At 48.0% G+C, this 23,146-nt stretch carries 21 protein-coding genes; 8 read left to right on the top strand and 13 right to left on the bottom strand.

Annotation, left to right across the window (positions count from 1 at the left end; translation table 11 throughout):
- Nucleotides 1–15: 15 nt before the first annotated feature.
- From iolD to iolA, 4 genes are all read right to left on the bottom strand, one after another.
- The gene (gene iolD / locus G9F75_RS00770) at nucleotides 16–1,929 is read right to left on the bottom strand and encodes a 3D-(3,5/4)-trihydroxycyclohexane-1,2-dione acylhydrolase (decyclizing) (RefSeq protein WP_014419292.1); all 1,914 of its coding nucleotides are present in this window, start codon (nucleotides 1,927–1,929) and stop codon (nucleotides 16–18) included.
- A 24-nt stretch (nucleotides 1,930–1,953) separates the two neighbouring features.
- On the bottom strand, nucleotides 1,954–2,946 hold the full coding sequence (gene iolC / locus G9F75_RS00765; RefSeq protein WP_017418539.1) for a 5-dehydro-2-deoxygluconokinase: 993 nt from the start codon (nucleotides 2,944–2,946) through the stop codon (nucleotides 1,954–1,956).
- 23 nt (nucleotides 2,947–2,969) lie between these two features.
- Entirely contained in the window at nucleotides 2,970–3,785 is an 816-nt protein-coding gene (gene iolB / locus G9F75_RS00760) for a 5-deoxy-glucuronate isomerase (RefSeq protein ID WP_021494667.1), read from the bottom strand.
- A 73-nt stretch (nucleotides 3,786–3,858) separates the two neighbouring features.
- Nucleotides 3,859–5,322, bottom strand: a complete 1,464-nt coding sequence (gene iolA / locus G9F75_RS00755) for a methylmalonate-semialdehyde dehydrogenase (protein WP_103526458.1) — start codon at nucleotides 5,320–5,322, stop codon at nucleotides 3,859–3,861.
- A 444-nt stretch (nucleotides 5,323–5,766) separates the two neighbouring features.
- Between iolA and G9F75_RS00750 the strand changes: the two genes are divergently transcribed.
- The 3 genes from G9F75_RS00750 to G9F75_RS00740 all read left to right on the top strand — a co-directional run bounded on the left by G9F75_RS00750 (nucleotide 5,767) and on the right by G9F75_RS00740 (nucleotide 9,042).
- Nucleotides 5,767–6,522 (top strand): DeoR/GlpR family DNA-binding transcription regulator, encoded by a 756-nt coding sequence (locus G9F75_RS00750; RefSeq protein WP_103526456.1) that lies wholly within the window; start codon nucleotides 5,767–5,769, stop codon nucleotides 6,520–6,522.
- A gap of 77 nt (nucleotides 6,523–6,599) precedes the next feature.
- Nucleotides 6,600–7,532 (top strand): aldo/keto reductase, encoded by a 933-nt coding sequence (locus G9F75_RS00745; RefSeq protein WP_007407843.1) that lies wholly within the window; start codon nucleotides 6,600–6,602, stop codon nucleotides 7,530–7,532.
- Between the two features lie 121 nt (nucleotides 7,533–7,653).
- Nucleotides 7,654–9,042, top strand: coding sequence for a sugar porter family MFS transporter (locus G9F75_RS00740; RefSeq protein ID WP_017418537.1), 1,389 nt, complete (start codon nucleotides 7,654–7,656; stop codon nucleotides 9,040–9,042).
- A 42-nt stretch (nucleotides 9,043–9,084) separates the two neighbouring features.
- Here the strand turns inward: G9F75_RS00740 and htpG are convergent, their stop codons facing one another.
- Entirely contained in the window at nucleotides 9,085–10,965 is a 1,881-nt protein-coding gene (htpG, locus tag G9F75_RS00735) for a molecular chaperone HtpG (protein ID WP_007614881.1), read from the bottom strand.
- A 171-nt stretch (nucleotides 10,966–11,136) separates the two neighbouring features.
- Nucleotides 11,137–11,385, bottom strand: a complete 249-nt coding sequence (locus G9F75_RS20000; RefSeq protein ID WP_014306134.1) for a hypothetical protein — start codon at nucleotides 11,383–11,385, stop codon at nucleotides 11,137–11,139.
- A 126-nt stretch (nucleotides 11,386–11,511) separates the two neighbouring features.
- Here G9F75_RS20000 and G9F75_RS00725 point away from each other — a divergent pair, with 126 nt between their 5' ends.
- Nucleotides 11,512–12,333 carry an SDR family oxidoreductase gene (locus tag G9F75_RS00725; RefSeq protein ID WP_022554010.1) on the top strand — a complete coding sequence of 274 codons (822 nt, stop codon included), beginning with the start codon at nucleotides 11,512–11,514 and terminating at the stop codon, nucleotides 12,331–12,333.
- A gap of 56 nt (nucleotides 12,334–12,389) precedes the next feature.
- Here the strand turns inward: G9F75_RS00725 and G9F75_RS00720 are convergent, their stop codons facing one another.
- From G9F75_RS00720 to G9F75_RS00705, 4 genes are all read right to left on the bottom strand, one after another.
- A complete protein-coding gene (locus tag G9F75_RS00720; protein WP_014419301.1) occupies nucleotides 12,390–12,989 on the bottom strand; it encodes a response regulator transcription factor in 600 nt (199 codons plus the stop codon).
- On the bottom strand, nucleotides 12,986–14,122 hold the full coding sequence (locus tag G9F75_RS00715) for a sensor histidine kinase (protein ID WP_167408867.1): 1,137 nt from the start codon (nucleotides 14,120–14,122) through the stop codon (nucleotides 12,986–12,988). The genes G9F75_RS00720 and G9F75_RS00715 overlap by 4 nt, the downstream gene beginning before the upstream one ends.
- 118 nt (nucleotides 14,123–14,240) lie before the next feature.
- Nucleotides 14,241–15,290 carry a Delta(5) desaturase DesA gene (gene desA, locus G9F75_RS00710; RefSeq protein ID WP_167408914.1) on the bottom strand — a complete coding sequence of 350 codons (1,050 nt, stop codon included), beginning with the start codon at nucleotides 15,288–15,290 and terminating at the stop codon, nucleotides 14,241–14,243.
- Nucleotides 15,291–15,534: 244 nt separating this feature from the next.
- Nucleotides 15,535–16,692 (bottom strand): TetR/AcrR family transcriptional regulator, encoded by a 1,158-nt coding sequence (locus G9F75_RS00705; RefSeq protein WP_014419304.1) that lies wholly within the window; start codon nucleotides 16,690–16,692, stop codon nucleotides 15,535–15,537.
- A 141-nt stretch (nucleotides 16,693–16,833) separates the two neighbouring features.
- Here G9F75_RS00705 and G9F75_RS00700 point away from each other — a divergent pair, with 141 nt between their 5' ends.
- Complete coding sequence (locus tag G9F75_RS00700; protein WP_014419305.1) at nucleotides 16,834–18,171, top strand: aldehyde dehydrogenase family protein; 1,338 nt, start codon at nucleotides 16,834–16,836, stop codon at nucleotides 18,169–18,171.
- A gap of 37 nt (nucleotides 18,172–18,208) precedes the next feature.
- Here the strand turns inward: G9F75_RS00700 and G9F75_RS00695 are convergent, their stop codons facing one another.
- Complete coding sequence (locus G9F75_RS00695; RefSeq protein ID WP_088005523.1) at nucleotides 18,209–19,429, bottom strand: outer membrane protein assembly factor BamB family protein; 1,221 nt, start codon at nucleotides 19,427–19,429, stop codon at nucleotides 18,209–18,211.
- 130 nt (nucleotides 19,430–19,559) lie between these two features.
- Nucleotides 19,560–19,979 carry a DUF5391 family protein gene (locus tag G9F75_RS00690; RefSeq protein WP_022554012.1) on the bottom strand — a complete coding sequence of 140 codons (420 nt, stop codon included), beginning with the start codon at nucleotides 19,977–19,979 and terminating at the stop codon, nucleotides 19,560–19,562.
- 142 nt (nucleotides 19,980–20,121) lie between these two features.
- Here G9F75_RS00690 and G9F75_RS00685 point away from each other — a divergent pair, with 142 nt between their 5' ends.
- The 3 genes from G9F75_RS00685 (at nucleotide 20,122) to G9F75_RS00675 (ending at nucleotide 22,202) form a co-directional block, all read left to right on the top strand.
- Nucleotides 20,122–20,433: an ArsR/SmtB family transcription factor gene (locus tag G9F75_RS00685; protein ID WP_014722059.1), complete on the top strand. Its 312-nt coding sequence runs from the start codon at nucleotides 20,122–20,124 to the stop codon at nucleotides 20,431–20,433.
- Nucleotides 20,434–20,510: 77 nt separating this feature from the next.
- On the top strand, nucleotides 20,511–21,677 hold the full coding sequence (locus G9F75_RS00680; RefSeq protein ID WP_029972996.1) for an MFS transporter: 1,167 nt from the start codon (nucleotides 20,511–20,513) through the stop codon (nucleotides 21,675–21,677).
- Nucleotides 21,678–21,746: 69 nt separating this feature from the next.
- On the top strand, nucleotides 21,747–22,202 hold the full coding sequence (locus tag G9F75_RS00675) for an RDD family protein (RefSeq protein ID WP_014419310.1): 456 nt from the start codon (nucleotides 21,747–21,749) through the stop codon (nucleotides 22,200–22,202).
- Nucleotides 22,203–22,238: 36 nt separating this feature from the next.
- Here G9F75_RS00675 and G9F75_RS00670 read toward each other — a convergent pair whose 3' ends face one another.
- Nucleotides 22,239–22,925 (bottom strand): VOC family protein, encoded by a 687-nt coding sequence (locus G9F75_RS00670; RefSeq protein WP_106067788.1) that lies wholly within the window; start codon nucleotides 22,923–22,925, stop codon nucleotides 22,239–22,241.
- Nucleotides 22,926–23,146: the final 221 nt, after the last annotated feature.

Genomic DNA, 23,146 nt, shown 5'->3' with positions numbered 1-23,146 from the left:
CGTGATGCCTCCCCTCTAGTACTGCTTCGCAGACTTCAGCTTCATCTCTTTCGCTTCGTATGCCCGCTGAACACTTTCCTGCTCCGACACTTCCGCCACGCCGACATGCCACCAGCTGTCATAGCCGTCCGTCATCGTTTTCGGCAGAACCTTCATTTCAATTAAAGTGGATACGTCTTGCGTTTTCGCATCTTCAAGCGCCGCTTTCAGTTCTTCAACCGTATTGGCTCTGTATGTTTTAGCGCCGTAGCCCTCTGCCACCTTCGCGTAATCAACGTTTAAAATCTGATTGTCCTCTGTGCGGAACTCGCAGAAATAACTGCCGCTCCCGTGATCCATCTGCAGGTTGTTGATACAGCCGAATCCCGAGTTGTCAAAAAGCAGGACATTGATTTTTTTGTTATATTGAAGCGCGGTAATCAGCTCTGAGTGCAGCATCAGAAAGCTTCCGTCGCCGACGAGTGAATAGACTTCTTTGTCGGGATGGGCCAGCTTGAGGCCGAGCGTGCCCGATACCTCATACCCCATGCAGGAATAGCCGTACTCGAGGTGGTACGTATTCGGGACGTTGGAATGCCACAGCCGCTGCAAATCTCCCGGAAGAGATCCCGCCGAACTGATGACGACGCTGTCTTCAGGAATCGTGTCATTGATGGTCAACAGCGCCGTTGTTTGCGGCAGCTCAGTCTCGAGCGCGTCGGCATACTCGTTTAACACATCCTGTGAGAAATGGTTCTTAATTTCCGGTTCGAACGCGTCACGTGTAAAAGTGACCTTGCCGAGCCGGTCCCGTTCAGCCAGCCATTCATCTTTCCAATCTTTAATCGCCGTGCCGAATGCACTTTTATATCCGTCTAATAAGCCGTGCAGCCTGCCGAGCGTCACTTTCGCATCGGCTACGACCTGAAACGCGTCAAGCTTGTAAGCCTGCATGCGGCTGACATTGATATTCAAAAATTTTGCTTTGTCAAAATCAAACGCCGTTTTCGAGGATGTCGCAAAGTCCGTGTAACGTGTGCCGACACCGATGATCAGATCAGCCTGGCGGGCGGCTTTGTTTGCGGCGAGTGTGCCCGTGATGCCCATGCCGCCCAGATTGTTGGCGAAATCGGCTTCAACCGTTGACTTTCCGGCCTGCGTTTCGACAAGCGGAATGCCGTATGTTTCAGAAAGCGCGATTAATTCCTCACGCGCGCCGGAGTACTTCGCGCCGCCGCCCACTAAAATGACGGGACGGCTGCTCTCCTTAATTCTCTCCGCGGCGCCTTTCAGCTCACGCTCGCTTGGCTGCATCCGGTCAATGTAATGAACGCGTTTTTCAAAGAAGCTTTCATCAAAATCAAATGCTTCTCCCTCTACATCCTGAGATATGCAGATGGTCGCCGGACCCGCTTTTGCCGGATCTGTCATCACTTCAAATGCCCGGATTAAGCTGCTCATCAGCTGCTCGGGGCGGGTGATGCGGTCCCAATAGCGGGACACGGGCTTTAACGCATCGTTTGTCGTGACGGCGGCACTGTATTCCTGCTCCACCTGCTGAAGCACCGGGTCAGGCTGCCTCGTCGCAAAGGTATCGGCCGGAAGCAGCAGCACCGGGATATTATTGGCCAGCGCCGTACCCGCGGCAGCCGTCAAGTTAGCGGCACCCGGACCGACTGATGTCGATACCGCGTAAATTTTTCTTCTCAGCATCTGCTTGCTGTATGCCATCGCGGCATGCGCCATGCCTTGTTCGTTTTTGCCTTGATAGACTTTCAGGTGCCCGGCGTCCTGCTCAAGCGCCTGCCCGATCCCCAACACATTTCCGTGGCCGAAAATCGTGAAGATGCCCTCAACGAACGGCTCTTCTTTTCCGTCAACATGAATGTACTGCCGGTTCAAGAATTTAATCAGCGCTTGTGCTGTCGTTAAGCGAATTGTCTTACCCACAAACGATCCCACCTTTTATACGTTCTATTTACCGTTAAGACTGTGCTGCGCTTCAATCAGTTCGATGATTTCACCGGCAGCCGGCATTGCCTCTGAGGAGCTGTGTTTGCTGACGACGATGGAAGCGGAAGCGCTCCCGTATTTTAAAGCCGTTTCAATATCCCGGCCGCTGACAAGTCCGTAGATGAAGGCTGACGCATAGGAATCACCCGCTCCGAAGGTCTTCAGCACCTTTGTTTTATAGGCGTGCGCCCGGAAAACTTCTCCCGATCTGCTGTATGCGTATGATCCGTCAACGCCGTGCTTAATGACGACAAGGTCAGCAGAGTGCGCAAACAAATGGCGGACGGTTTCATCGTTATCTCCGCCGCTGCGGTTTTCCATTACGTCAAATTCATCACGCGTACCGATGACGATATCGGATTGTTCCGCCACCAGCGTGTAGTACACGGCTGTTTCTTCTGCCGATTGCCATGTATACGGACGGTAGTCGAGCTCAAACACGACTTTTACGTCATGTTTTTTTGCGATATGCACCGCTTTTAAGACGGCTTCGCGCGACGGGCTTTTCGCAAGCGCCGTGCCTGACACGAGCAGCATTTTCGCGTTTGCGATGTAACCTTCATTGACTTCGGACGGCTCAAGATACAAATCCGCCACGTCATCCCGGTACATCAGAATGCTGCACTCTTCGGGACTGAGAATTTCCGTAAAAGCGAGCCCGGCTTTGCGCCCTTCTCTGTCAACGGTCATTTGTGACGTATCAACGCCCTTTCCCTGCATATAAGAAACGATGAATCTGCCGTGCTGATCATCCGGGATTTTGCCGATAAAACCGGCTTTTAATCCGAGCTTGGCGCTGCCGATCGCAATATTTGCCGGGGAGCCGCCGACATATTTAGAAAACGTCATCGTTTCTTCCATCGGCCGGTTGTATTCCGCAGCGTTCAAATCAATACACGCGCGCCCGATCGCGACAATATCAAACTCTTTTTCTTCATTAAATGTATATTTCATCGTTATCTGCCACTCCTCACTTGTTAGCGTTCCAGGATCCATTCATGGGCCGGATCATTATGAAACTTCCATTTTCGTGTCGGTCCCGCCATTACATTCAGGTAGTAAGAGGTATACCCGTCCGGAACACCAACCGGGTGATAGCCCGCCGGCACGATGACAACGTTTTCATTTTCTGCGGTCATCGTCTCGTCAATCGAGCGGTCGTCCGTGTACACACGCTGGAAGACAAACCCCTGCGGCGGGTCCGTTTCATGGTAATAGGTTTCTTCTAAAAAGGATTCAGCCGGCAGATTGTCTTGGTCATGTTTATGAGGCGGGTAGCTCGACCAGTTGCCGCTGTCCGTGTAAACTTCAACAACGAGAAGGCTGTTTGCCGATGGATCTGAATCGGGGAGAATATTATGAACGGTTCGTTTGTTTGCCAGCTTGCCGCGATGTTCCACACCGTTGTCTTCCGCTTTAATCAGCTTTGTCGGAAGCTGGTGTTCGGACGGAGAATAGCACAGCGCGACCCTCGCCCCGCTGACCGCTGTGATTTCAAAAGAGCGGTCATTGGACACATAAACGCTGTCCGTCGGTTTTCTTTCAAATACGCTTTCACGGGTGCCGATGCTTTCAAATGTCTGATCATAATCAGTGACGGTGATTTTTCCCGTTACCGCAACGATGCAGCACTCCGTCTTTTTCAAATCTTCTGTATATGCGGAACCGGGAGTGAGGTCAACGACTTTAAATCCGACGTATTTGAGGTCTGAATTGGCTGAAGTCACGTCATGTATGATGTTCACGCCTTGAGACATCTCATCGGCCTGCGGTTTGCGCAGCAAATGACTCATGTTTATTCCTCCTTAATTGATGGTAAAAGAAAACCCGGACGGAATCACAAAGCCGTCCGGGCCGGCTGTCAGATCAATTGAAGTCAGGAGACGGGTATCGTGCCGTCACGACTTTTTTACGTGTATAGAAGTCGACGCTGTCCTTTCCGTTTGCGTGCAATGTGCCGAAGAAAGAAGACTTCCAGCCAGAGAACGGGAAGAATGCCATCGGCGCCGGCACGCCAAGATTGATGCCGAGCATCCCCGCGTCAATATTTTCACGGAAGTAGCGGATCGCGTTAGCATTTGAAGTGAACAGACACGCGCCGTTCGCAAATTCAGACTGGTTGGCGATGTCCACCGCTTCTTTTAAGTTTTTCACGCGGATGACCGACAGAACGGGCGCAAAGATTTCATCTTTCCAGATCGTCATATCCGTCGTCACGTTGTCAAAAATCGTCGGTCCGACGAAATAGCCGTCTTCCGTTGCGTTTTCACGCCCGTCACAAAGAAGTCTCGCTCCTTCTTCGATGCCTTTTTCAATATAGCTGTGCGTGCGTTTTTTGTTGTCCTCGCGGATGACCGGGCCCAAGAATACGCCGTCATCCAGTCCGTTTCCGATCTTGATGTCCTCTGCTTTTTCCTGTAGTTTCGCCATAAACTCATCGGCGATTCCCTCTTCAACCGTCACAACCGCGCATGCCATGCACCGCTCTCCTGCCGAACCGAATGCCGCACCGATAATGTTTGTCACCGTATCTTCAAGGTGGGCGTCATTTAACACGATCGTATGGTTTTTCGCGCCCGTTAACGCCTGCACGCGTTTCAAATGTTCGCTGCCTTTTTTGAAAACATACTCGCCGACAGGTTTTGAACCGACGAATGAGATGGCTTTAATATCCGGATGTTCAAGAACGCCGTTTACGACGTCATGCGCGCCGTGCACGACATTGAAGACGCCCTTCGGCAGACCGGCCTGTTCAAACAGCTCTGCCAGTTTTTCCGTTAACAGCGGCGTGCGCTCAGACGGCTTCAGAATGAACGTGTTTCCTAATGAAATCGCCATCGGGAACATCCAGCACGGAACCATCATCGGGAAGTTGAACGGTGCGATACCGCCGACCACCCCGATCGGATAGCGGTAGTTCGCCGCCTCTACATCCGTCGCGATGGAGGCGAGTGAATCGCCCATCATGAGTGACGGCGCGCCCGCTGCGAATTCGACGTTTTCAATTCCGCGTCCCACTTCACCGAGTGCTTCCGTCGTGTTTTTACCGTTTTCCAAAGTGATCAGACGGGCAAGCTCTTCTTTGTTCTGCTGGAGAAGCTGCTGATAGTTAAATAGAATTCTCGCACGGCGCGGCACTGCCGTCTTTGACCATGTTTGAAACGCCTCTGACGCTGAGCGGACGGCGTATTCCACATCCTCCCGCGTAGAAATCGGAACCTGGCACATCACTTCTTTTGTAGCCGGATTGACAACGTCTTCATATTGATCTGTCTTACTTTCAACCCATTCACCATTGATGTAGTTTTTCAGTTTTCTGATCTCTGCCATTCTCATTGCCTCCTTAAATAGTAAACATCCTGTTCAGCTGGATAATAACGGATGAATATATTCATCTTTTACATATAAAAGACATGAATTAAACGCTTACAAATGCTAAAATGATGGTGACTCCCAATCTTCCCATGTAAAAGTTGGTCATGTACCGGGAAAAGCAAACGGTTACATCTTTCACTTTTGATTTTACAGGTTATATTTTGGTCATTTCTTGGTTACATTGTAAGCCCAACACATCTTCAAGTCAATCTAAAAAATCAAAATATTTTCATTATTTTTATCATACTTTTTTTGATCGGGAAAACAGGAACTTGGAGAACCGTGTCGAATCGTACGGTGTGAACCCTCTTTTTTATCATTTGTTAAGTAACTATTGATTAACTTCTGGTGTTTATTATATATTTTAATTACTTTAAGAATTCTAGAAGGAGTTTTTTTATGAAACTGATGCGGATTCAGGAGATGGAAGAATACATTCTCAAACACGGAGCCACTTCGCTGGATGAGCTGTGCGAGGTATTCAACGTCTCTAAAAACACGGTCAGACGCGATATTAATAAGCTTGCGGAAAAAGGGGTTATCAAAAAGGTGTACGGCGGCGTGACATCAGTAGAAAAATCTGTGCTCGTCCCTTTTGAGAACCGCACCATTCAACATCAGGATGAAAAAATCAAAATCGCCCGCTATGCATCACGGTTTATTGAGGATCACGATCTTGTATTTATTGATTCCGGCACGACGACCAAATCGATGCTGGAGACACTTGATCCCGATAAGAATGTAACGGTTTTGACGAACAGCCTTGATATTATTAACGCGGCTTCATCCATGAAAAATATCGACCTGATCATCATCGGCAATAACTACAAACGGAAGACAAGGTCGTTTGTCGGCATTGATGATCCGAGCACACTCAATAAATACAACATTAACAAGGCGTTCATGTCCGCTACCGGGACAACGATCACCCACGGCCTGACGAATTCCGACTTACTGGAATACGAGGTGAAAAAGAGAATTTCCGAAAAGGCGAACGAAGTGTATCTGCTCGCGGATCATTCCAAATTCGGCAAATCCACGCTTTTGACATACGCGCCTTTCGACCGGCTTCACAGCATTGTCACTTCTCAGCAGCTCGATGAGGAATATACGAAGTATTGCCAAGAGCATCAAATCGACATTCACTTGGCATAGCGTTATAGTTAATAGAGAACGCTGCCGTATTTTTCCGGCAGTCGCTATGATATCCAATTTTTTCAGGGGGCGAAAACATGAGCAAAGTAACAATCGGCAAAACTGACCTAAAGGTATTTCCGATCGGTTTGGGAACAAATGCGGTCGGCGGACACAATCTCTATCCGAATCTGAATGAAGAAACGGGAAAAGAATTGGTCCGGGAAGCGATTAAAAGCGGCGTTACCATGTTAGATACCGCCTATATTTACGGTGTGGGCCGTTCTGAAGAATTAATCGGCGAGGTGCTGAAAGAATGCAACCGCGAGGATGTCTTCATCGCCACAAAAGCCGCTCACAGAAAAGAAGGCGATGACTTTGTTTTCGACAATTCACCGGCCTTTTTGAAACAATCGGTCGAAGACAGCCTGAAACGCCTGCAGACTGATTACATCGATTTATTCTACATCCATTTCCCGGATGAGCACACGCCGAAGGACGAAGCCGTTCAAGCATTGAATGAGCTGAAAAAAGAAGGAAAAATCCGTTCCATCGGCGTATCCAATTTCTCTTTGGAGCAGCTGAAAGAAGCCAATAAAGACGGCTTAGTCGACGTGATTCAAGGAGAATACAACCTGCTGAACCGTGAGGCGGAAAAGACTTTCTTCCCTTATACGACAGAACACGGCATCTCATTCATTCCGTACTTCCCGCTCGTATCCGGACTGCTGGCCGGCAAATACGACGAGAACACAACCTTCCCTGAAGGCGACCTGCGCAATGATCAGGCGCATTTCCAAGGGGAACAGTTTAAAGAAAACATCAAAAAAGTCAACCAGCTCAAACCGATTGCCGAAAAGCACAATGCCGATACGGCGCATATCGTGCTTGCCTGGTACTTGGCGAGACCTGAAATCGATATCCTGATTCCAGGCGCCAAACGCGCGGATCAATTAAAAGACAACATGAAAGCAGCCTCCATTACGCTATCTGCTGAAGAAATCGCGTTTATCGACAAGCTGTTTTCCTAAGAAAAAAAACACGCCTTTTAAAAGGGGCGTGTTTTTTTTATGTTTATATTTTTCTCTTCGGGGAATGAAATAGTTATCTAAATAAACTATTATGCGTTCCAAAAGATGAGGAGGATCATCTGTGAAGAAAAGTACCAAAAAATACCTGATTTACTTTTTCGGAGCATTAGGCGGGCTGCTTTACGGCTATGATACCGGTGTGATTTCAGGGGCTTTGTTATTTATTAACAATGATATTCCTTTAAACACGCTGACCGAGGGATTGGTCGTCAGCATGCTGCTGCTCGGTGCGATTTTCGGGTCCGCATTAAGCGGGACATGCTCTGACCGATGGGGCCGGAGAAAAGTGGTTTTCGTCCTTTCACTCATTTTTATTATCGGCGCGCTTGCGTGTGCGGCTTCGCAAACCGTCACTATGCTGATTATCTCCCGTGTCATACTCGGGTTAGCCGTCGGCGGCTCAACGGCGCTGGTTCCCGTTTATCTATCTGAGATGGCGCCGACAAAAATACGCGGAACGCTCGGCACATTGAATAACTTAATGATTGTAACCGGAATTTTACTCGCATATATCGTGAATTACATATTCACCCCGTTTGAAGCTTGGCGCTGGATGGTCGGTCTCGCGGCAGTACCGGCGGCGCTTTTATTAATCGGAATCGCGTTTATGCCGGAATCTCCGAGATGGCTCGTCAAACGCGGCCGTGAGCACGAAGCCAGACAAGTCATGGAAATGACGCACGACAAAAAGGATATCGCCGTTGAATTGGCGGAAATGAAACAAGGAGAAGCCGAGAAAAAAGAATCTACGCTCGGCTTGCTGAAAGCAAAATGGATCCGCCCTATGCTGCTGATCGGGATCGGCCTCGCCATCTTCCAGCAGGCGGTCGGTATCAACACGGTGATTTACTATGCGCCGACCATCTTTACAAAGGCCGGACTCGGCACTTCGGCGTCCGTTCTCGGCACGATGGGCATCGGTGTCTTAAACGTCATCATGTGTATCACCGCCATGATCTTAATTGACCGGATCGGCCGGAAAAAACTGCTGATGTGGGGAAGTGTCGGCATTACCTTGAGCCTGGCGTCACTATCAGCCATTCTCCTTCTGGCCGGCCTGTCAGCTTCAACGGCTTGGCTGACCGTGCTGTTTCTCGGCATCTATATCGTTTTCTACCAGGCGACATGGGGTCCCGTTGTGTGGGTCCTGATGCCGGAGCTGTTCCCGTCAAACGCACGCGGAGCCGCAACCGGATTTACGACATTGATTCTGTCGGCAACCAACCTGATCGTTTCACTGGTATTCCCGCTTATGCTGAGCGCCATGGGCATCGGCTGGGTATTCGGAATATTCTCAGTCATTTGCCTCTCATCCTTCTTCTTCGCCGCTTACATCGTTCCTGAAACGAAGGGCAGAAGTTTAGAAGAAATCGAAACGCACTTGAAAAAACGGTTCTCCTTAAAGAAGCGCAGCAAACAAAATCAAATTCTTAAACAGCGCACACTGTAATAAAAAAAGGAATCGCCCCCGCCGGGCGATTCCTTTTTAGCGTCATACCATAACTTTGCAGATGTCATTCGTAAACTCGACCGGATCATGGATCGGCAGCCCTTCAATCAGAAGCGCCTGATTGTACAGCAGGTTTGTGTATAATGCCAGCTTTTCCCGATCTTGTCCGTGCGCGTTCTTTAACGTCTCAAACACTTCGTGGTTCGGGTTGATTTCCAGCACTTTTTCCGCTTTGACCTGCTGGCTGTCAGGCATGGCGTTTAACACTTTCTCCATTTCGATCGTCACTTCGCCGTCTGTCGCAAAGCAGACCGGATGGGATTTTAAACGTTTCGATGCTCTGACGTTCTTTACTTTATCCGCAAGAATCTCTTTCATGCTTTCGAACAGGTCTTTATATTCGTTCTCTTCGGCTTCAGTCTGCTTTTCATCTTCGTCACTGTCGATGCCTAAGTCGGCGCTGGATACGGATTTGAACTCTTTTTCCTCATAGCTTGTCAGCATTTTGATCGCGAATTCATCAATATCCTCCGTGAAATATAAAATCTCGTAGCCTTTGTCCGCCACCATTTCAGTTTGCGGCAGCTTTTCAATCCGCTCATATGAATCACCGGACGCGTAATAGATATATTTTTGATCCTCAGGCATTCTGGACACATATTCGTCCAGAGTGACGAGCTTTTTCTCCTTAGATGAATAGAAGAGAAGCAGATCTTTTAATACGTCTTTATTCGCGCCGAAATCATTATAGACGCCGAATTTCAGCTGTCTGCCGAAAGATTCATAGAAAGATTCGTATTTTTCCCTTTTGTTCTTCAGCAGGCTCTTCAGCTCGGCTTTGATTTTTTTATTGATGTTTTTTGCAATCAGCTTCAGCTGGCGGTCGTGCTGCAGCATCTCTCTGGAAATGTTCAGCGACAGATCCTCAGAATCCACCATGCCTTTTACAAAGCTGAAATGATCCGGAAGCAGGTCGGCGCATTTGTTCATGATCAGCACGCCGTTGGAGTACAGCTCCAATCCTTTTTCGAATTCCTTCGTATAATAGTCAAACGGCATGTTTTCCGGAATAAACAAAATCGAATTGTAACGCACCGCTCCATCGACGCTGATATGCACATGGGTCAGCGGTTTATCAAAGCCGTAATGCTTCTCGGCGTAAAAAGCCTCGTAATCCTCATCCGTCAGCTCGCTTTTGTTTTTTCTCCAGATCGGCACCATGCTGTTGACCGTCTGTTCTTCCTGAACTTCTTCAAATTCGTTCTCGCTGCCCTCTTTCGGCTTGTTGACCGTCTCTTCCATTTTGATCGGGTAGCGGATAAAATCAGAGTACTTTTTCACGATCGCTTTGATGCGGTAGTTTTCTAAAAACTCATCATAGCTTTCATCTTCTGTGTTTTCTTTTATTTTCAAGGTGATTTCCGTACCGACGGTTTCCTTGTCACACGGCGCGATCGTGTAGCCGGCAGCCCCTTCCGACTCCCACACATACGCCTCGTCACTGCCGAGCGCTTTACTTTTCACCGTGACTTTATCAGCCACCATAAACGCCGCATAAAATCCGACGCCGAACTGGCCGATAATGTCATGGCCGTCTTTCGAGTCATTTTCTTGCTTGAAAGCGAGTGAACCGCTTTTCGCAATCGTGCCGAGATGCTGTTCAAGCTCGTCTTTTGTCATCCCGATACCGGTGTCTGTGACGGTGAGCGTTCTCGCTTCTTTGTCCGCCGTCACTTTTATGTAGTAATTGTCTTGATCAAACGTTAATGAATCATCGGTTAACGCCTTGTAATAGATTTTGTCAATCGCATCGCTCGCGTTGGAAATTAACTCGCGGAGAAAAATTTCCTTCTGCGTGTAAATGGAGTTAATCATCATGTCCAGCAATCGCTTGGATTCTGCTTTAAACTTTTTTTTCCGCACTTCAGATCTCTCCTTTAATTATGCTTTGATGTTATGTAAAATCTTTTCAGCATCTATTTATCATATACAGTGACAATTGTCAACTAGCATTAGCAGATGCATATATTGTAAATTTAACATGTTAATGGATTCATTTCACCCATTTTATCAATAAAAAAGAGAGAATGTTGATCATCCTCTCCTCTCTGCTTCTTTCCGGCGGCCGAATTCCTTCTTCATCCATATGTATGACGGGTAGAAAAACAAACTAAATAAGATAAGAGATCCCAAGTTTCGCAAAGACTCATGCAGAACATTTCTTACAGTGAGAGGAAATGTGATGTCCTGAAATAGAATAGAGATAACGGTGTAAATCACAAATCCCATAGGAACAATGGCATAACAATAAAACGCTATCTCCTTCTTATGCTGGATCTTCAAAATATGCAAACCTCCAATGATGTATATACATAATATTAACATATTTAATAGCTATTTAGAAACAGACCGCCGTATGTTTATCCCCCTATTCAGCGGGAACAGATATAAAAAAGGAGGAATCGCAATATGGGAAGATTAACAGACAAAACCGCAATCATCACAGGGGCCGCGACAGGCATCGGACAAGCGACGGCACGGATTTTCGCCGATGAAGGCGCCCGCGTGATCTGCGGTGACATCAATGAAAGCGAACTGAATGAAACCGTCAGCGCCATCAGAAAAAACGGCGGAGAAGCAGAAGCCTTTCACCTTGATGTATCAGACGAAGAAAACGTAAAGTCTTTTGCAGACGGCATTCAGCAAAAGTACGGAACAATTGATATTCTGTTTAACAATGCCGGTGTTGACCAAGAGGGCGGAAAAGTCCATGAATACCCGGTCGACCTGTTTGACCGGATCATCGCCGTCGATCTGCGCGGCACATTTCTGTGCAGCAAATACCTGATTCCGCTCATGCTCGAAAAAGGAGGCTCCATCATCAACACCTCCTCCATGTCCGGCCGGGCCGCAGACCTTGACCGCTCAGGCTATAACGCCGCAAAAGGCGGAATCACGAACCTGACGAGAGCGATGGCCATTGATTACGCCAGAAGCGGAATCCGCGTCAATTCCTTATCGCCGGGGACGATTGAAACGCCGCTCATTGATAAATTGGCAGGCACGACAGAAGACGAAATGGGCGAGGCGTTCCGTGAAGCCAACAAATGGATCACGCCGCTCGGCCGGCTCGGAAAACCGGAAGAAATGGCAGCCGTCGCGCTCTTCCTCGCTTCAGACGACAGCTCTTATGTCACGGGAGAAGACATCACCGCAGACGGCGGCATCATGGCATACACTTGGCCGGGAAAAATGCTGATTGATAAGAAGTGGAAGGAAGAGACGGAGTGACGGTAAAAAAGAAACAAGCCAGTGCAAAAACACTGGCTGAACAAGCTGAGGGCGGGTTACTTAAACCAGCCCTTTTCCTTTGATCGGGTAATGGCTTCAATTCGATTTTTCACTTCTAATTTATCAAGGATCATCGAAACGTAATTGCGGACTGTGCCGCTTTTAATGCTGAGGGCGCTTGCGATTTCTTTCGTGTTTTTTCCGTCTGCGACAAGCTCGAGCACCTCTTTTTCCCGTTCGGTCAGCGGGTTTTCTTCACTATAGATGTCCTCCATTAATTCAGGTGCGTAGACGCGTCTTCCTTTCATGACGCTGCGGATGGCGCTGACGAGCTCATCGCTCGGGCTGTCCTTGAGCATGTACCCGCTGACGCCTGCTTTTAGCGCCCGCTGAAAATAGCCGGAGCGGGCAAAGGTCGTCAAAATGATGATTTTCACACCGCTGTCCTTGAGTTCTTCTGCCGCTTCAAGGCCTGATTTCCCGGGCATTTCGATATCCATCAGACAAATGTCGGGCGCATGTTTTTCCACGAAATCGATGGCATCCTGGCCGCTTGTGCCTTTGCCGACAACCGTCATATCCTCTTCTAAATTCAACAGCGAACCGAGTGCGCCGAGCAGCATTTGCTGATCCTCGGCAATGAAGATGTTGATCATCTGCTACCATCCTTTTCTTTTGATTTTGAATCATTCGGGATTCTCATGGTCAGCTTTGTTCCGGCGGCTGTATCGATGGCTAAACTGCCGTTTGCGAATTCAAGACGTTCCCTCATTCCAAGCAGGCCGTGCCCCTTTGAAAAAAAGCGGTCTTCTTTGCATTGAAAGCTGCCGTCATCTTCTACCGTAATGACAACCTCTTTCCAAAGCTGCTGAATGGTGATGCGGCATACTTTGGCGCCGCTGTGTTTCACGACATTGGTGACGGCTTCTTTAATGCACATGCTGACGATGTTTTCGTTCAGCAAAGAGATATGTTTGGGCGCTTCTTTTTCTTCATACACAAAATCAATTCCTGCCGCTTCAAGAATTTGCCGAACATTGCCGAGCTCATCCTTCAATCGGATGCCTTTCATCGATGAGACGATTTGTCTGACCTCATTTAACGAGGTGCGGGCCGTCTGCTGCACGCTTTTCAGCTCAGTGCGGGCCTGTTCAGGGTCCTTGTATATCAGCTTTCGGGCGAGGTCGCTTTTCAATCCGATTAAGGAGAGCTTTTGTCCGAGTGTATCGTGAAGGTCCCGGGCGATGCGCTGCCTTTCTTCCAGCTTCACAAGATCGGCGATTCGTTCATTTGCATATTCTAATTTCTCCTCAAGGCGCTCTCTTGCCTTTCTGCTTCGAATGGTGAGCGGGAGCAGGATGGCACTGATCAGTGTAATGACGATAAACGGAATTTGTGTCAAAAACCACCCTTTTTTCAGAACAAGACTGAAGTTGACGGCAACCGCCGCACTGATGATATGAATGTAATATAAGATGTAAAAAGGAACTTTGTCTCGGATATGGCCGATGAAGTAGGCGATAAAGAAGGCGAAATAAATATAGCTGAACAGCATAACTGAGCCGGTCGAAATGCCGATCAGAAGAAGTGCCCATAAGTAAAGCGGCCAGCCTTTTGCAACAAATGCAAAGCGGTATGCGCCAAAGAAAACAAGTGTGAAAATGATGCCGGCCACGATGACAAAGGTAGAAGAGCTTTTAAAAATAAAATAAAAAGGCAAGATGAAAAAAATCGTCCATATATAAGGAGAAATCCCATTCAGTTTTTGAAATTTAAAATACTTCTTCATCTTTGTTCCACCTTCTACTGCTTGTGTCTACCATCACTTTATCAAAACACCGCCTTCATTGCATCCTCACGCATGAAGAGAAGGCCCTTTCTGATAAGAGAAAGAGCCGCGCGCCATATCAGGCATTTTTCTTTAAAGGTTCTTTCGGTACCGGATGGGGTGCCGGTTTTTTCCGCGCCTCCCGAAAGGTGACAAATTGCTTTTCGTCCTCATCCCACAGACGGAATTTCATGGATTCAAGACTTGTTTTAAGCGTAATGGTCGGTACGTTTTTTAAAGGCTCGTGCCCCTCATGAGCGGCTTCCAGCTTGTAGTTCGGCACTTTCGGGCTTAAGTGGTGGACATGATGGTAGCCGATGTTGCCTGTCAGCCATTGCAAAAGCTTCGGAAGCTTGTAAAAGGAGCTTCCTTCTACCGCGGCCTGCACATAATCCCAATGCTCATCGGCTTCAAAATAAGAATCCTCAAACGTGTGCTGAACATAAAAGAGCCAGACGCCGATTGACCCCGAAATAAGGAAAATCGGACCCTGAACAAGCAAAAAGTTTTCCCAGCCGACAAGCAGGCACGTCGCAGCAGCCAATAAGACAATCGCCGCGTTCGTGAAATAGGTGTTCCAGCGCTCCTTGCGGCGGGCGCCTTTTACATTGAAACGGTTTTTAATCAGAAATACGTAAATCGGGCCGAGAATAAACATAATAAACGGATTGCGATAAAGTCTGTAGCGTACTTTTGTCCAAGCTGACGCTTCGTTGTATTCCTTGACGGTCATCATCCAAATATCGCCGGTGCCCCGTTTATCTAAGTTGCTGCTCGTCGCATGATGAATGGAGTGGCTGCGCTGCCATTGAAGGAACGGAAACAGTGTCAGCACACCTGAAATAAACCCGAACAGCCGGTTCAGCTTCTTTTGTTTGAAAAAGGATTGATGGCAGCAGTCGTGGAAAATAATAAAGATTCTTGTCAAAAATCCCGCTGCTATAACAGTAAAGGCGAGGGTCAGAAGATAGGAGACATCGAGGCTGAAGTAAGCAAGAAACCAAAGGGCAAAAAACGGCACAAACGTGTTGAAAAGCTGAATGACACTATGCTTTGTATCGGCGCCGGAAAATGCGGCAACCTGCTTTTTTAAAGACGCTTGTTTTTGAGTTGCGGCGTGATTGATCATGAATGTCATGTCCCTTCTTTTTCATTATGATCCCAAGTATAACGGGGCGCCAGACGCTTTTGTAGTAGCAGCCATCATGCCTCGAATATGACATTTGTCATGTTTGGCGGCAGAATGCTGATCAGGCATCATATGGAAGGTATCTTTTTTATAAGAGATAAAGCCGGACACTTCATATCGGCACTTCTCAAAGAAAACAGCAAAAAAGAACCCCGCCTGTTTTCGGAGTTCTTTTTCATCATCCTCACAGCAAAATCACCCGATACTTCTTCACATCCAAAAACTGCAGAAACTCCCGGGCCAGCATGTCCGGCGCGTGGTCTTTTCCTTCATGAAGACGATATTGAATCAAGCCGACGAGCATGGACGCGACATAGTATGCATAGAGCTTTTTCCCCGCCTGAATGTGCAGAGGCTGATGAAGATAAAACGATTGCAGCGCTCTGAACATTTCTGGAATGACGTCAGGCACTCCCGAACCCTCTCTCAGAAAATGAACGAGCGGCAGGCCGTCCGACAGTGCCGAAAAGAGACGGACGAGCGCGGCTTCCGCTTCTTCCATGGAGCAATCGGCAGGCTCTCCTTTTACCGTCAATAATCCGATCAGATCCCGGCATGATTGATGGATGATCGTTTTCAGCAATGCTTCTTTGTTGGCGTAATGGTCATAAAAAGTGGCACGGCGGAGGTTGCTTTGACGGGCAATATCGGAAATCGTAATCGCCGCGTACTCTTTTTTTTCCGCCATTAAGCCGATCATGGCTTCTTGCAAGGCCTGCCTCGTCCGGGTCACCCGGCGGTCGGCGGGCTTTTTTTCTTCTTGTTCCGGCACCCGGCGGCCAAACAGCCAGTAAAATCGTTTTTGAGAAATTAAATCCCACACCTGTCCGCTGATCGCTTCCGGGGATGCCCCGGGCTCCTCATTCAGCCAGTACAACACAATGGCATACGTGTATAAAGCGCGGTAATGAATGTACATATCCTGTTCAGTCGGTGAGAAATCCGCATTGACCGGTGACAGCAGCACATCATGCCGGAACACATCTTTTAAAAAAGCATGAAAGTGAAAATACGGCATTTTATGACGGTCCATCATCGTTTGAAAAAACTCCCGGTGCCGGTCAACAAAAGACAGGGTCGGATGCACTTTTTGCCATCCGCCATGTAAATGAAGCACATCTTTATTCTTCAGCGAATCATACAGCGCTTCGCTCAGCCCGTCTTTCATTTCTTCCTCTATATCCTCTAAAATCGCATATTTATCCTCGTAATAAAGGTACAGTGTCCCCCGGCTCACATGCGACCGTTCGGCAATGTCCTTCATGGTCACACGGCGGATATCCCGCTCTCCAAGCATGGCCAAAAGCGCTTGTTTGATGTCAGTTGTCACAGAATCCGGCATAAGAGACACTCCTTTCATTAGACAGATCACCGCAATATGTACGGTAACGTATAGATGTGTTTACGCTGTCTTTGCCCCAAAAACACATCACATTATAATAGGCCCTGAAGAAACAAAAAAGCAACCAGAGGAGGAAGACCGATGGATCAGCATATAAAAGCAGACATCAAACGCGTCTTTGAGCTTCAGAAAAAAAATCAAAAAACGCTGCGTGCTTCAACAGCCGGGCAGCGCAGAGAAAAGCTTCAGCGCTTTTTAGATGCCGTCACCGCACATGAAGAAGAAATCATCGAGGCGATCAGACGGGACGTCCGCAAGCCTTATCATGAGGTGAAAAGAGCGGAAACGCAGGGAACGATCAAGGCGATTAAAGATAATATGAACAATCTCGACACCTGGATGGCGCCGAAACGCGTCGGCTCATCCGTCAGCCCCGACGCTGACGGCGTATTAATGTACGAGCCAAAAGGCGTCACCTTAATTCTCGGCCCATGGAATTATCCGTTTATGCTGACGATGGCTCCGCTTGCGGCTGCCATTGCGGCCGGCAACAGCGCGATTGTGAAGCTGTCCGATTTTACGATGGAGACGAGCCATATCGCCGCGACAGTTATTCGCGAGGCATTTCAAGAAGAAGAAGTCGCCATTTTTGAAGGTGAGGTCGATGTCGCCACAGAACTGCTCGACCAGCCGTTTGACCACATTTTCTTCACCGGAAGCACGAATGTCGGTAAAATCGTCATGACGGCAGCGGCGAAGCACTTGTCGTCCGTCACGCTTGAGCTTGGCGGAAAGAGTCCGACGATCATCGACAGCGGCTATGATTTGATGGACGCGGCGAAAAAAATCGCCGTCGGCAAATTTGTCAATGCGGGGCAAACATGTATCGCACCTGACTATCTCCTTATGAAGAAAGAAGTGCAGAGCACCTTTACAGATCTCCTGCAAACCATTGTCAATGCAGGTTTTATGGAGGATGATCATACGGTTGACCGCAACAAGTTCACGCAAATTGTCAACGACCGCAACTTTAACCGTGTCAAAGCCCTGTATGATGATGCCATTGAAAAAGGGGCGAAAACGGCGTTCGGCGGCGTATTCGATGCGCATGACCGCACGATTTCTCCGACCGTGCTGACAAACGTCACGCCTGATATGAAGATCATGCAGGAAGAAATCTTCGCACCGATTCTGCCGATTATGAATTACGAAGATATCAGTGAAGCCGTTGATTACATCACTGAACGGGACAAGCCGCTTGCCTTGTATGTATTCAGCCATAATCAGGAGCTGATCGATTATGTTCTGCAGCATACGACGTCCGGCAATGCTTCTGTCAATGATGTCGTCGTTCATTTCACTGACGTCAACCTTCCGTTCGGCGGTGTCAATACGAGCGGGATCGGTTCATATCACGGTGTGTACGGCTTTAAAGAATTCTCTCATGAAAAAGGCGTATTTATTCAAGCCTCTAAATAAAAAAAGAATCCGCGCAGACGACGCGGATTCTTTTTTATTATTTTTTTGCTCCGAATGCGAGCAGTTTCGTATAAGTGCCGACATAGAGCGTGCCGTCTTCAGCCAGAACCGGGGAGGAAATGACATTGCTGTCTGTTTGATAGCGCCATTTTTCATTACCGTCAGCGTCAACCGCATAGACGTTTTTATCGTCAGAGCCGAAGTACACATTGCCGTCCGCATCAATCAGCGGCGCCGTTCTTACAGGCCCGTCCGTATAGAAAGACCAGTTCATATTGCCGGTTTTGCTGATGGAAAACAGCTCGCCGCTTCCGGAACCGATATACACATTGCCGTTATGGTCGATCGCTAATGAAGAGCTGGAGAAACCGTTTAACGGGAACGTCCACTTTACAGCACCCGTTGATGTATAGGCGTATAAGTTGCCGTCCTGGTTTCCGGCGTAAACGGTGCCGTCTCTATCAATAACCGGATAGCCTTTAAACCCGTTGGACGTCGTTTTTGACCATTTCACTTGGCCCGTTCCGGAATTGATCGCGTAAAAGATATTATTGTACGTTGCCGTATACAGAGTGCCGTTTGACGCTAACACGGGAGCGGAGCCGACCACGCCGTTTGTTTTAAACTTCCACTTTTGCGTCCATGTCGAAGGCGACGTCGGTTTAATCGCATAGATGTAGTTATCCAGCGTCGACACATACAGCGTGCCGTCAGAGCCGATAGCTGCATCGGAACTAGGCGCTCCGCTCAGCGGAACCGATGTTAAAATGTTTCCGGTTTCTTTGTCGATGAAATATAGTTTTTTATCGTGAGAAGGAAGATAAATGACACCGTTTGTTCCGAGCACCGGAGTCAGCGTATAGGTCGTCCCGAGGTTTTCCGTCACCCATTTCACAGTACCGTCCGGATGATACGCCGTCAGCTTCCCGTCTTTTGATTGAATAAATACGGTGCCGTCCCCGTCAACCGCGGCTCCCGCACCGTTTTGAGGGGTGGCCGGAACATTCTTTTCCCATTTTAATGCGCCATCGGCAGTGCTTGTAAACCGGCTTTCTCTTGACCAGTTGAACATCGTCGGAGACATCGCCTGCGCGTCATACCGTCCCGCCAAGAAACCGGATGCCGCATGATTTTGTTTAAATACCGTTTCCGCAGCTTGAGCAGCCGCCGGATGCAGCCATTTTGCCCCCGGCAGATCAGAAACCGCTCCCACAGATAAAGCCGCAGCAACCGCAGCGCCGGCCGCCAATGTTTTCATTCGCAATGAAGCTGTCTTTTTTTTCAATGTCAGTTCCTCCCGTTTCTATTAAAAGCTGCTATATCACTTTGATCATACCATAATTAACCTATGAAATATTTGTATTTTCGGTAGATTTATAGAACAAATGTCACATAGCCTGCTGATGCTTCGGGGATGATCGAAACGCGGCAATATACCACACCACATTGACGATAAAAGCCGCGCCTGACCAAACGAGAAGGCCGTAATAAAGAGACAGCTCCTGCCCTAAGGAAATTGCGGTCAATAACGTCACCAACAAGACAGCCGCGCAAATGATAAGCCCGATTCCGCAAAAAACGGCCATGATGATTTTCATGACACGAATACCGAGAATATACAAAATGAGCGGGACCGCATATATAACAAAGATCTGGCCGACGGCGGCCCACATGCCCGCGGAATTAAAACGATTCGCGTTCGGCCCCGTTTCCGCAAGCGGAGAAAGCGAGACGAGGACCGGCAATAAACAAAACAGCAGAGCGGAAAGCAAGGTCACCGCAACCGTACCTTTTTTCTTTTGATTCATGTGAATATCCTCCTGACAATAACCCGGCTTTTTTACCGGTAATCTGATAATATGTTATATTTTAGCACGATTTTTACTTAATTTGAGAATGTTTTGTCAAAAACGAATTTACAAATCCAGAAAAATAGATATAATAAACGTTATGGAACCGATATTGATTCATAAAGCGTTATCTAACAAAACACGAAGTGATATTATGACGTGGCTTAAACACCCGGAGGACCATTTTGATGAAAAACCTTACCTTGATCAGGGACTCAGCTTCCGCACCGGAATTTGCGTCGGTGATATTCAGGCAAAGTCGGGGCTTGCGCAGTCCGTCATCTCCAGCTACCTGCTGACCATGCAAAAAGCCGGCCTGCTGGAATCCGAACGAATCGGAAAATGGACCTATTACAGAAGGAATGAAAAACAAATTAAAGCCTTTGCTGACTATGTTCAGCACCAGCTATAACCATGAAAGGAGGTTTTTTTTGTTCTAACATATCTATTTTTCTGTATATGTAGTTATAAAAGGAGGCATACATAACAATGAAAAAAAGCAGCTCCATCTTCATTCTGTTTTTGGCATTAGGGGTTTTCGGAATTATCACGACTGAAATGGGCATTATCGGCGTTCTTCCGCAAGTGGCGGACAGATTTCATATTTCTGCTTCAAAAGCGGGGTGGCTTGTCAGTATTTTCGCGTTCATCGTCGCTGTGTCGGGACCGTTTTTAACCTTGCTTGCTTCAGGTATAAACCGGAAATACATTCTGCTTTTGGCGGTGCTGATGTTTGCCGTTTCAAATGCGGTCTACGCGTATACGGCGCATTTCAGTGTCATGCTGGCGTTTCGGATCATTCCGGCTTTATGCCACCCGGTGTTCTTTTCTGTAGCGCTTGCGGCCGCGGCCCGGCTTGTCCCCGCCGGCCAATCCGGAAAAGCCGTAACGAAAGTCTTTTCAGGCATCACCGCCGGCTTTGCGTTCGGCGTGCCTTTCACGTCTTATCTGGCGGATCGTCTCTCCCTTGAATCAGCATTCCTATTCGGCGCTATCATCAGTCTCATCGCATTCACAGGTATTCTTCTCTTTTTGCCATCCATGCCGGTCACAGAAAACATGTCTTTCAGAAGCCAGCTCGGCATCCTTCGCAAGCCGGTCTTGTGGCTTAATATCGCTGCCGTCACCTGTCTCTTTGCGGCCATGTTTTCTGTCTACAGCTATTTTGCGGAGTACCTCGGACGGGTGTCCCATATGAACGGCACATGGGTCAGCTTCATGCTGATGAGCTTCGGAGTGATTATGATAGCCGGGAATTTCGTCTTCGGCGCTTTGTTATATAAAAATATGAAAAAGACCGTCATCCTGTTTCCGCTTCTTTATACAGCCGCCTACTTGCTCATATACGGGTTTGGGACGTCTTTCGCGCCGATGGCCGTCCTCGTCTTCGTATGGGGCGCCGTTCATTCCGGCGGGCTCATTGTCAGCCAGACATGGCTTACTGCGGAAGCAAAGGAGGCCCCCGAATTCGGCAACAGCCTGTTTGTCTCTTTTTCCAACCTCGGCATCACCATCGGAACGGCGGCGGGCGGCTGGTTTATTTCCCATTTGGGAATCCATCAGCTGATGTGGTGCGGCATCATGTTTGCCCTTCTGGCTTTCGGACTGATCATGGGACGCTTGGCATGGGGAAAGAGGCTGCTCGCAGAAGCTTAAGCTCCGTTGCAAAATCCGGAATGATTACGTATAATATTCCAGATTAAAGCAAGGGAGAGAAAAAGATACATGGAAAGACCGGCAGGATTTTGGATTCGGTTTCTGGCTTACGTCATTGATCAAATCATCATAGGAATTCCGATTTTTATCATTCAATTTATGGTCTCTTTTTTATTTGCGGCAGGCGTTGCGGCGGCTGACCCCTTCATGACCGAAAATCAGTTTAACATCTCTTTTCTGGTGTTCGGCGTCATCCCGATTCTTGCGAGCTCTTTTGTGATCAGTATCTTATATTTCAGCCTGCTCACGGCCTCAAAGATGCAGGGGACACTGGGAAAAGCATTGCTAGGCCTTAAGGTCGTCAATGAAGATGGCGGACGCATTTCCATCGGCCAGGCCTTCGGACGCGCTTTCGCATATATCATATCTAAGCTCATTCTTTATATCGGATTCATCATGGGCGCCTTCGGAGAGAAAAAAACGCTGCACGACATCATGTGCAGCACCCGTGTTGTCTATAAATAATGACCTCAAGTCCGGGCCTTTTGAGCCCGGGCTTTTTTATGACGGCTGTGCCCGCCTGATGTCAATGCCGCCCTTTCCGTCAGCCTCAATGCGGATCGTCCCGTTCACAACGACAGACAGCGGATGAAACTCCGCATGCTGATCAGAAAAAATCCAGCGGCGCCCGTTCGGCCCTAAAAGCAAAAACGCCCCATCATTGTAATCACCCATAAAATGAAACCCGTTTTCACTAAGAGGCGCATGCTTTCTCACCGGAATGCCGAAACGCTGCAGCTCCTTCCCGGTCGATACCACCTCGGCAGCCGTCAGATTCACCTCGCCGATATTCAGGACGGACTCAATCGAAAAACGTTCCGCGCTTGCCGGCGATGTGTCTCTCGCGATGAATTCCGCCAGATTGTTGGACGGATCTTTAAAATAAAAGGAACGCGCCTGAATATGGGAGAAATACACCTCATCCTCCCCATCTTCCGTTTGAAAAACGACTTTATCCTTTATCCACGCCTTCGCCTCATCAAAACGATTATTCGGAATGTTAAACGCAAAATGATACGTCGGTTGAGAGTGAGAATCGGCGCGCCTGAATTCCAACTCACTTTCTCCCGCCTTGATGGTAAACGAATCACCGGACTCATCAATTAAAGGAAAACCTAACACCCGTTCATAGAAGTGTTTCGTCTCCTCCAACGCACAACTGTACAAAGTAATGTTATTTATTTGCATGATCATACCCCCTTTGGTTTATACTGCCATATAGAGGGGTTGATTCCTACTGTTTCGATTCACCAATTGAGAATCCCCCTTTCGCCCGGCGCTAAACATGACAAACAGCGCCAAACCGCTTATACCAGGCGTTTTTTAACGTCTGAAGCAAAAAAAGCAGAAAATAATACCCCATATAGCTTGACAAAAAATAAATGTTATTTAATAATCTATATATAATT

Origin of the sequence: Bacillus sp. EKM208B (assembly GCF_011800725.1) — a bacterium.
Taxonomy (GTDB): Bacteria; Bacillota; Bacilli; order Bacillales; family Bacillaceae; genus Bacillus; species Bacillus velezensis.
This window is presented reverse-complemented; position numbering and strand designations above follow the sequence as displayed.

Excerpts from the sequence above, each read along its gene's own strand:
- G9F75_RS00745 (WP_007407843.1), top strand. The coding sequence starts at position 6,600 with ATGAGCAAAGTAACAATCGGCAAAACTGACCTAAAGGTATTTCCGATC.
- G9F75_RS00690 (WP_022554012.1), bottom strand. The coding sequence starts at position 19,979 with ATGAATCAAAAGAAAAAAGGTACGGTTGCGGTGACCTTGCTTTCCGCT.
- iolC (WP_017418539.1), bottom strand. The coding sequence starts at position 2,946 with ATGAAATATACATTTAATGAAGAAAAAGAGTTTGATATTGTCGCGATC.
- G9F75_RS00675 (WP_014419310.1), top strand. The coding sequence starts at position 21,747 with ATGGAAAGACCGGCAGGATTTTGGATTCGGTTTCTGGCTTACGTCATT.
- iolB (WP_021494667.1), bottom strand. The coding sequence starts at position 3,785 with ATGAGTCATTTGCTGCGCAAACCGCAGGCCGATGAGATGTCTCAAGGC.
- G9F75_RS00670 (WP_106067788.1), bottom strand. The coding sequence starts at position 22,925 with ATGCAAATAAATAACATTACTTTGTACAGTTGTGCGTTGGAGGAGACG.
- G9F75_RS00750 (WP_103526456.1), top strand. The coding sequence starts at position 5,767 with ATGAAACTGATGCGGATTCAGGAGATGGAAGAATACATTCTCAAACAC.
- G9F75_RS00725 (WP_022554010.1), top strand. The coding sequence starts at position 11,512 with ATGGGAAGATTAACAGACAAAACCGCAATCATCACAGGGGCCGCGACA.
- G9F75_RS00680 (WP_029972996.1), top strand. The coding sequence starts at position 20,511 with ATGAAAAAAAGCAGCTCCATCTTCATTCTGTTTTTGGCATTAGGGGTT.
- G9F75_RS00705 (WP_014419304.1), bottom strand. The coding sequence starts at position 16,692 with ATGCCGGATTCTGTGACAACTGACATCAAACAAGCGCTTTTGGCCATG.
- G9F75_RS00685 (WP_014722059.1), top strand. The coding sequence starts at position 20,122 with ATGGAACCGATATTGATTCATAAAGCGTTATCTAACAAAACACGAAGT.
- iolA (WP_103526458.1), bottom strand. The coding sequence starts at position 5,322 with ATGGCAGAGATCAGAAAACTGAAAAACTACATCAATGGTGAATGGGTT.
- G9F75_RS00695 (WP_088005523.1), bottom strand. The coding sequence starts at position 19,429 with ATGAAAACATTGGCGGCCGGCGCTGCGGTTGCTGCGGCTTTATCTGTG.
- G9F75_RS00720 (WP_014419301.1), bottom strand. The coding sequence starts at position 12,989 with ATGATCAACATCTTCATTGCCGAGGATCAGCAAATGCTGCTCGGCGCA.
- G9F75_RS00715 (WP_167408867.1), bottom strand. The coding sequence starts at position 14,122 with ATGAAGAAGTATTTTAAATTTCAAAAACTGAATGGGATTTCTCCTTAT.
- desA (WP_167408914.1), bottom strand. The coding sequence starts at position 15,290 with ATGATCAATCACGCCGCAACTCAAAAACAAGCGTCTTTAAAAAAGCAG.
- G9F75_RS00700 (WP_014419305.1), top strand. The coding sequence starts at position 16,834 with ATGGATCAGCATATAAAAGCAGACATCAAACGCGTCTTTGAGCTTCAG.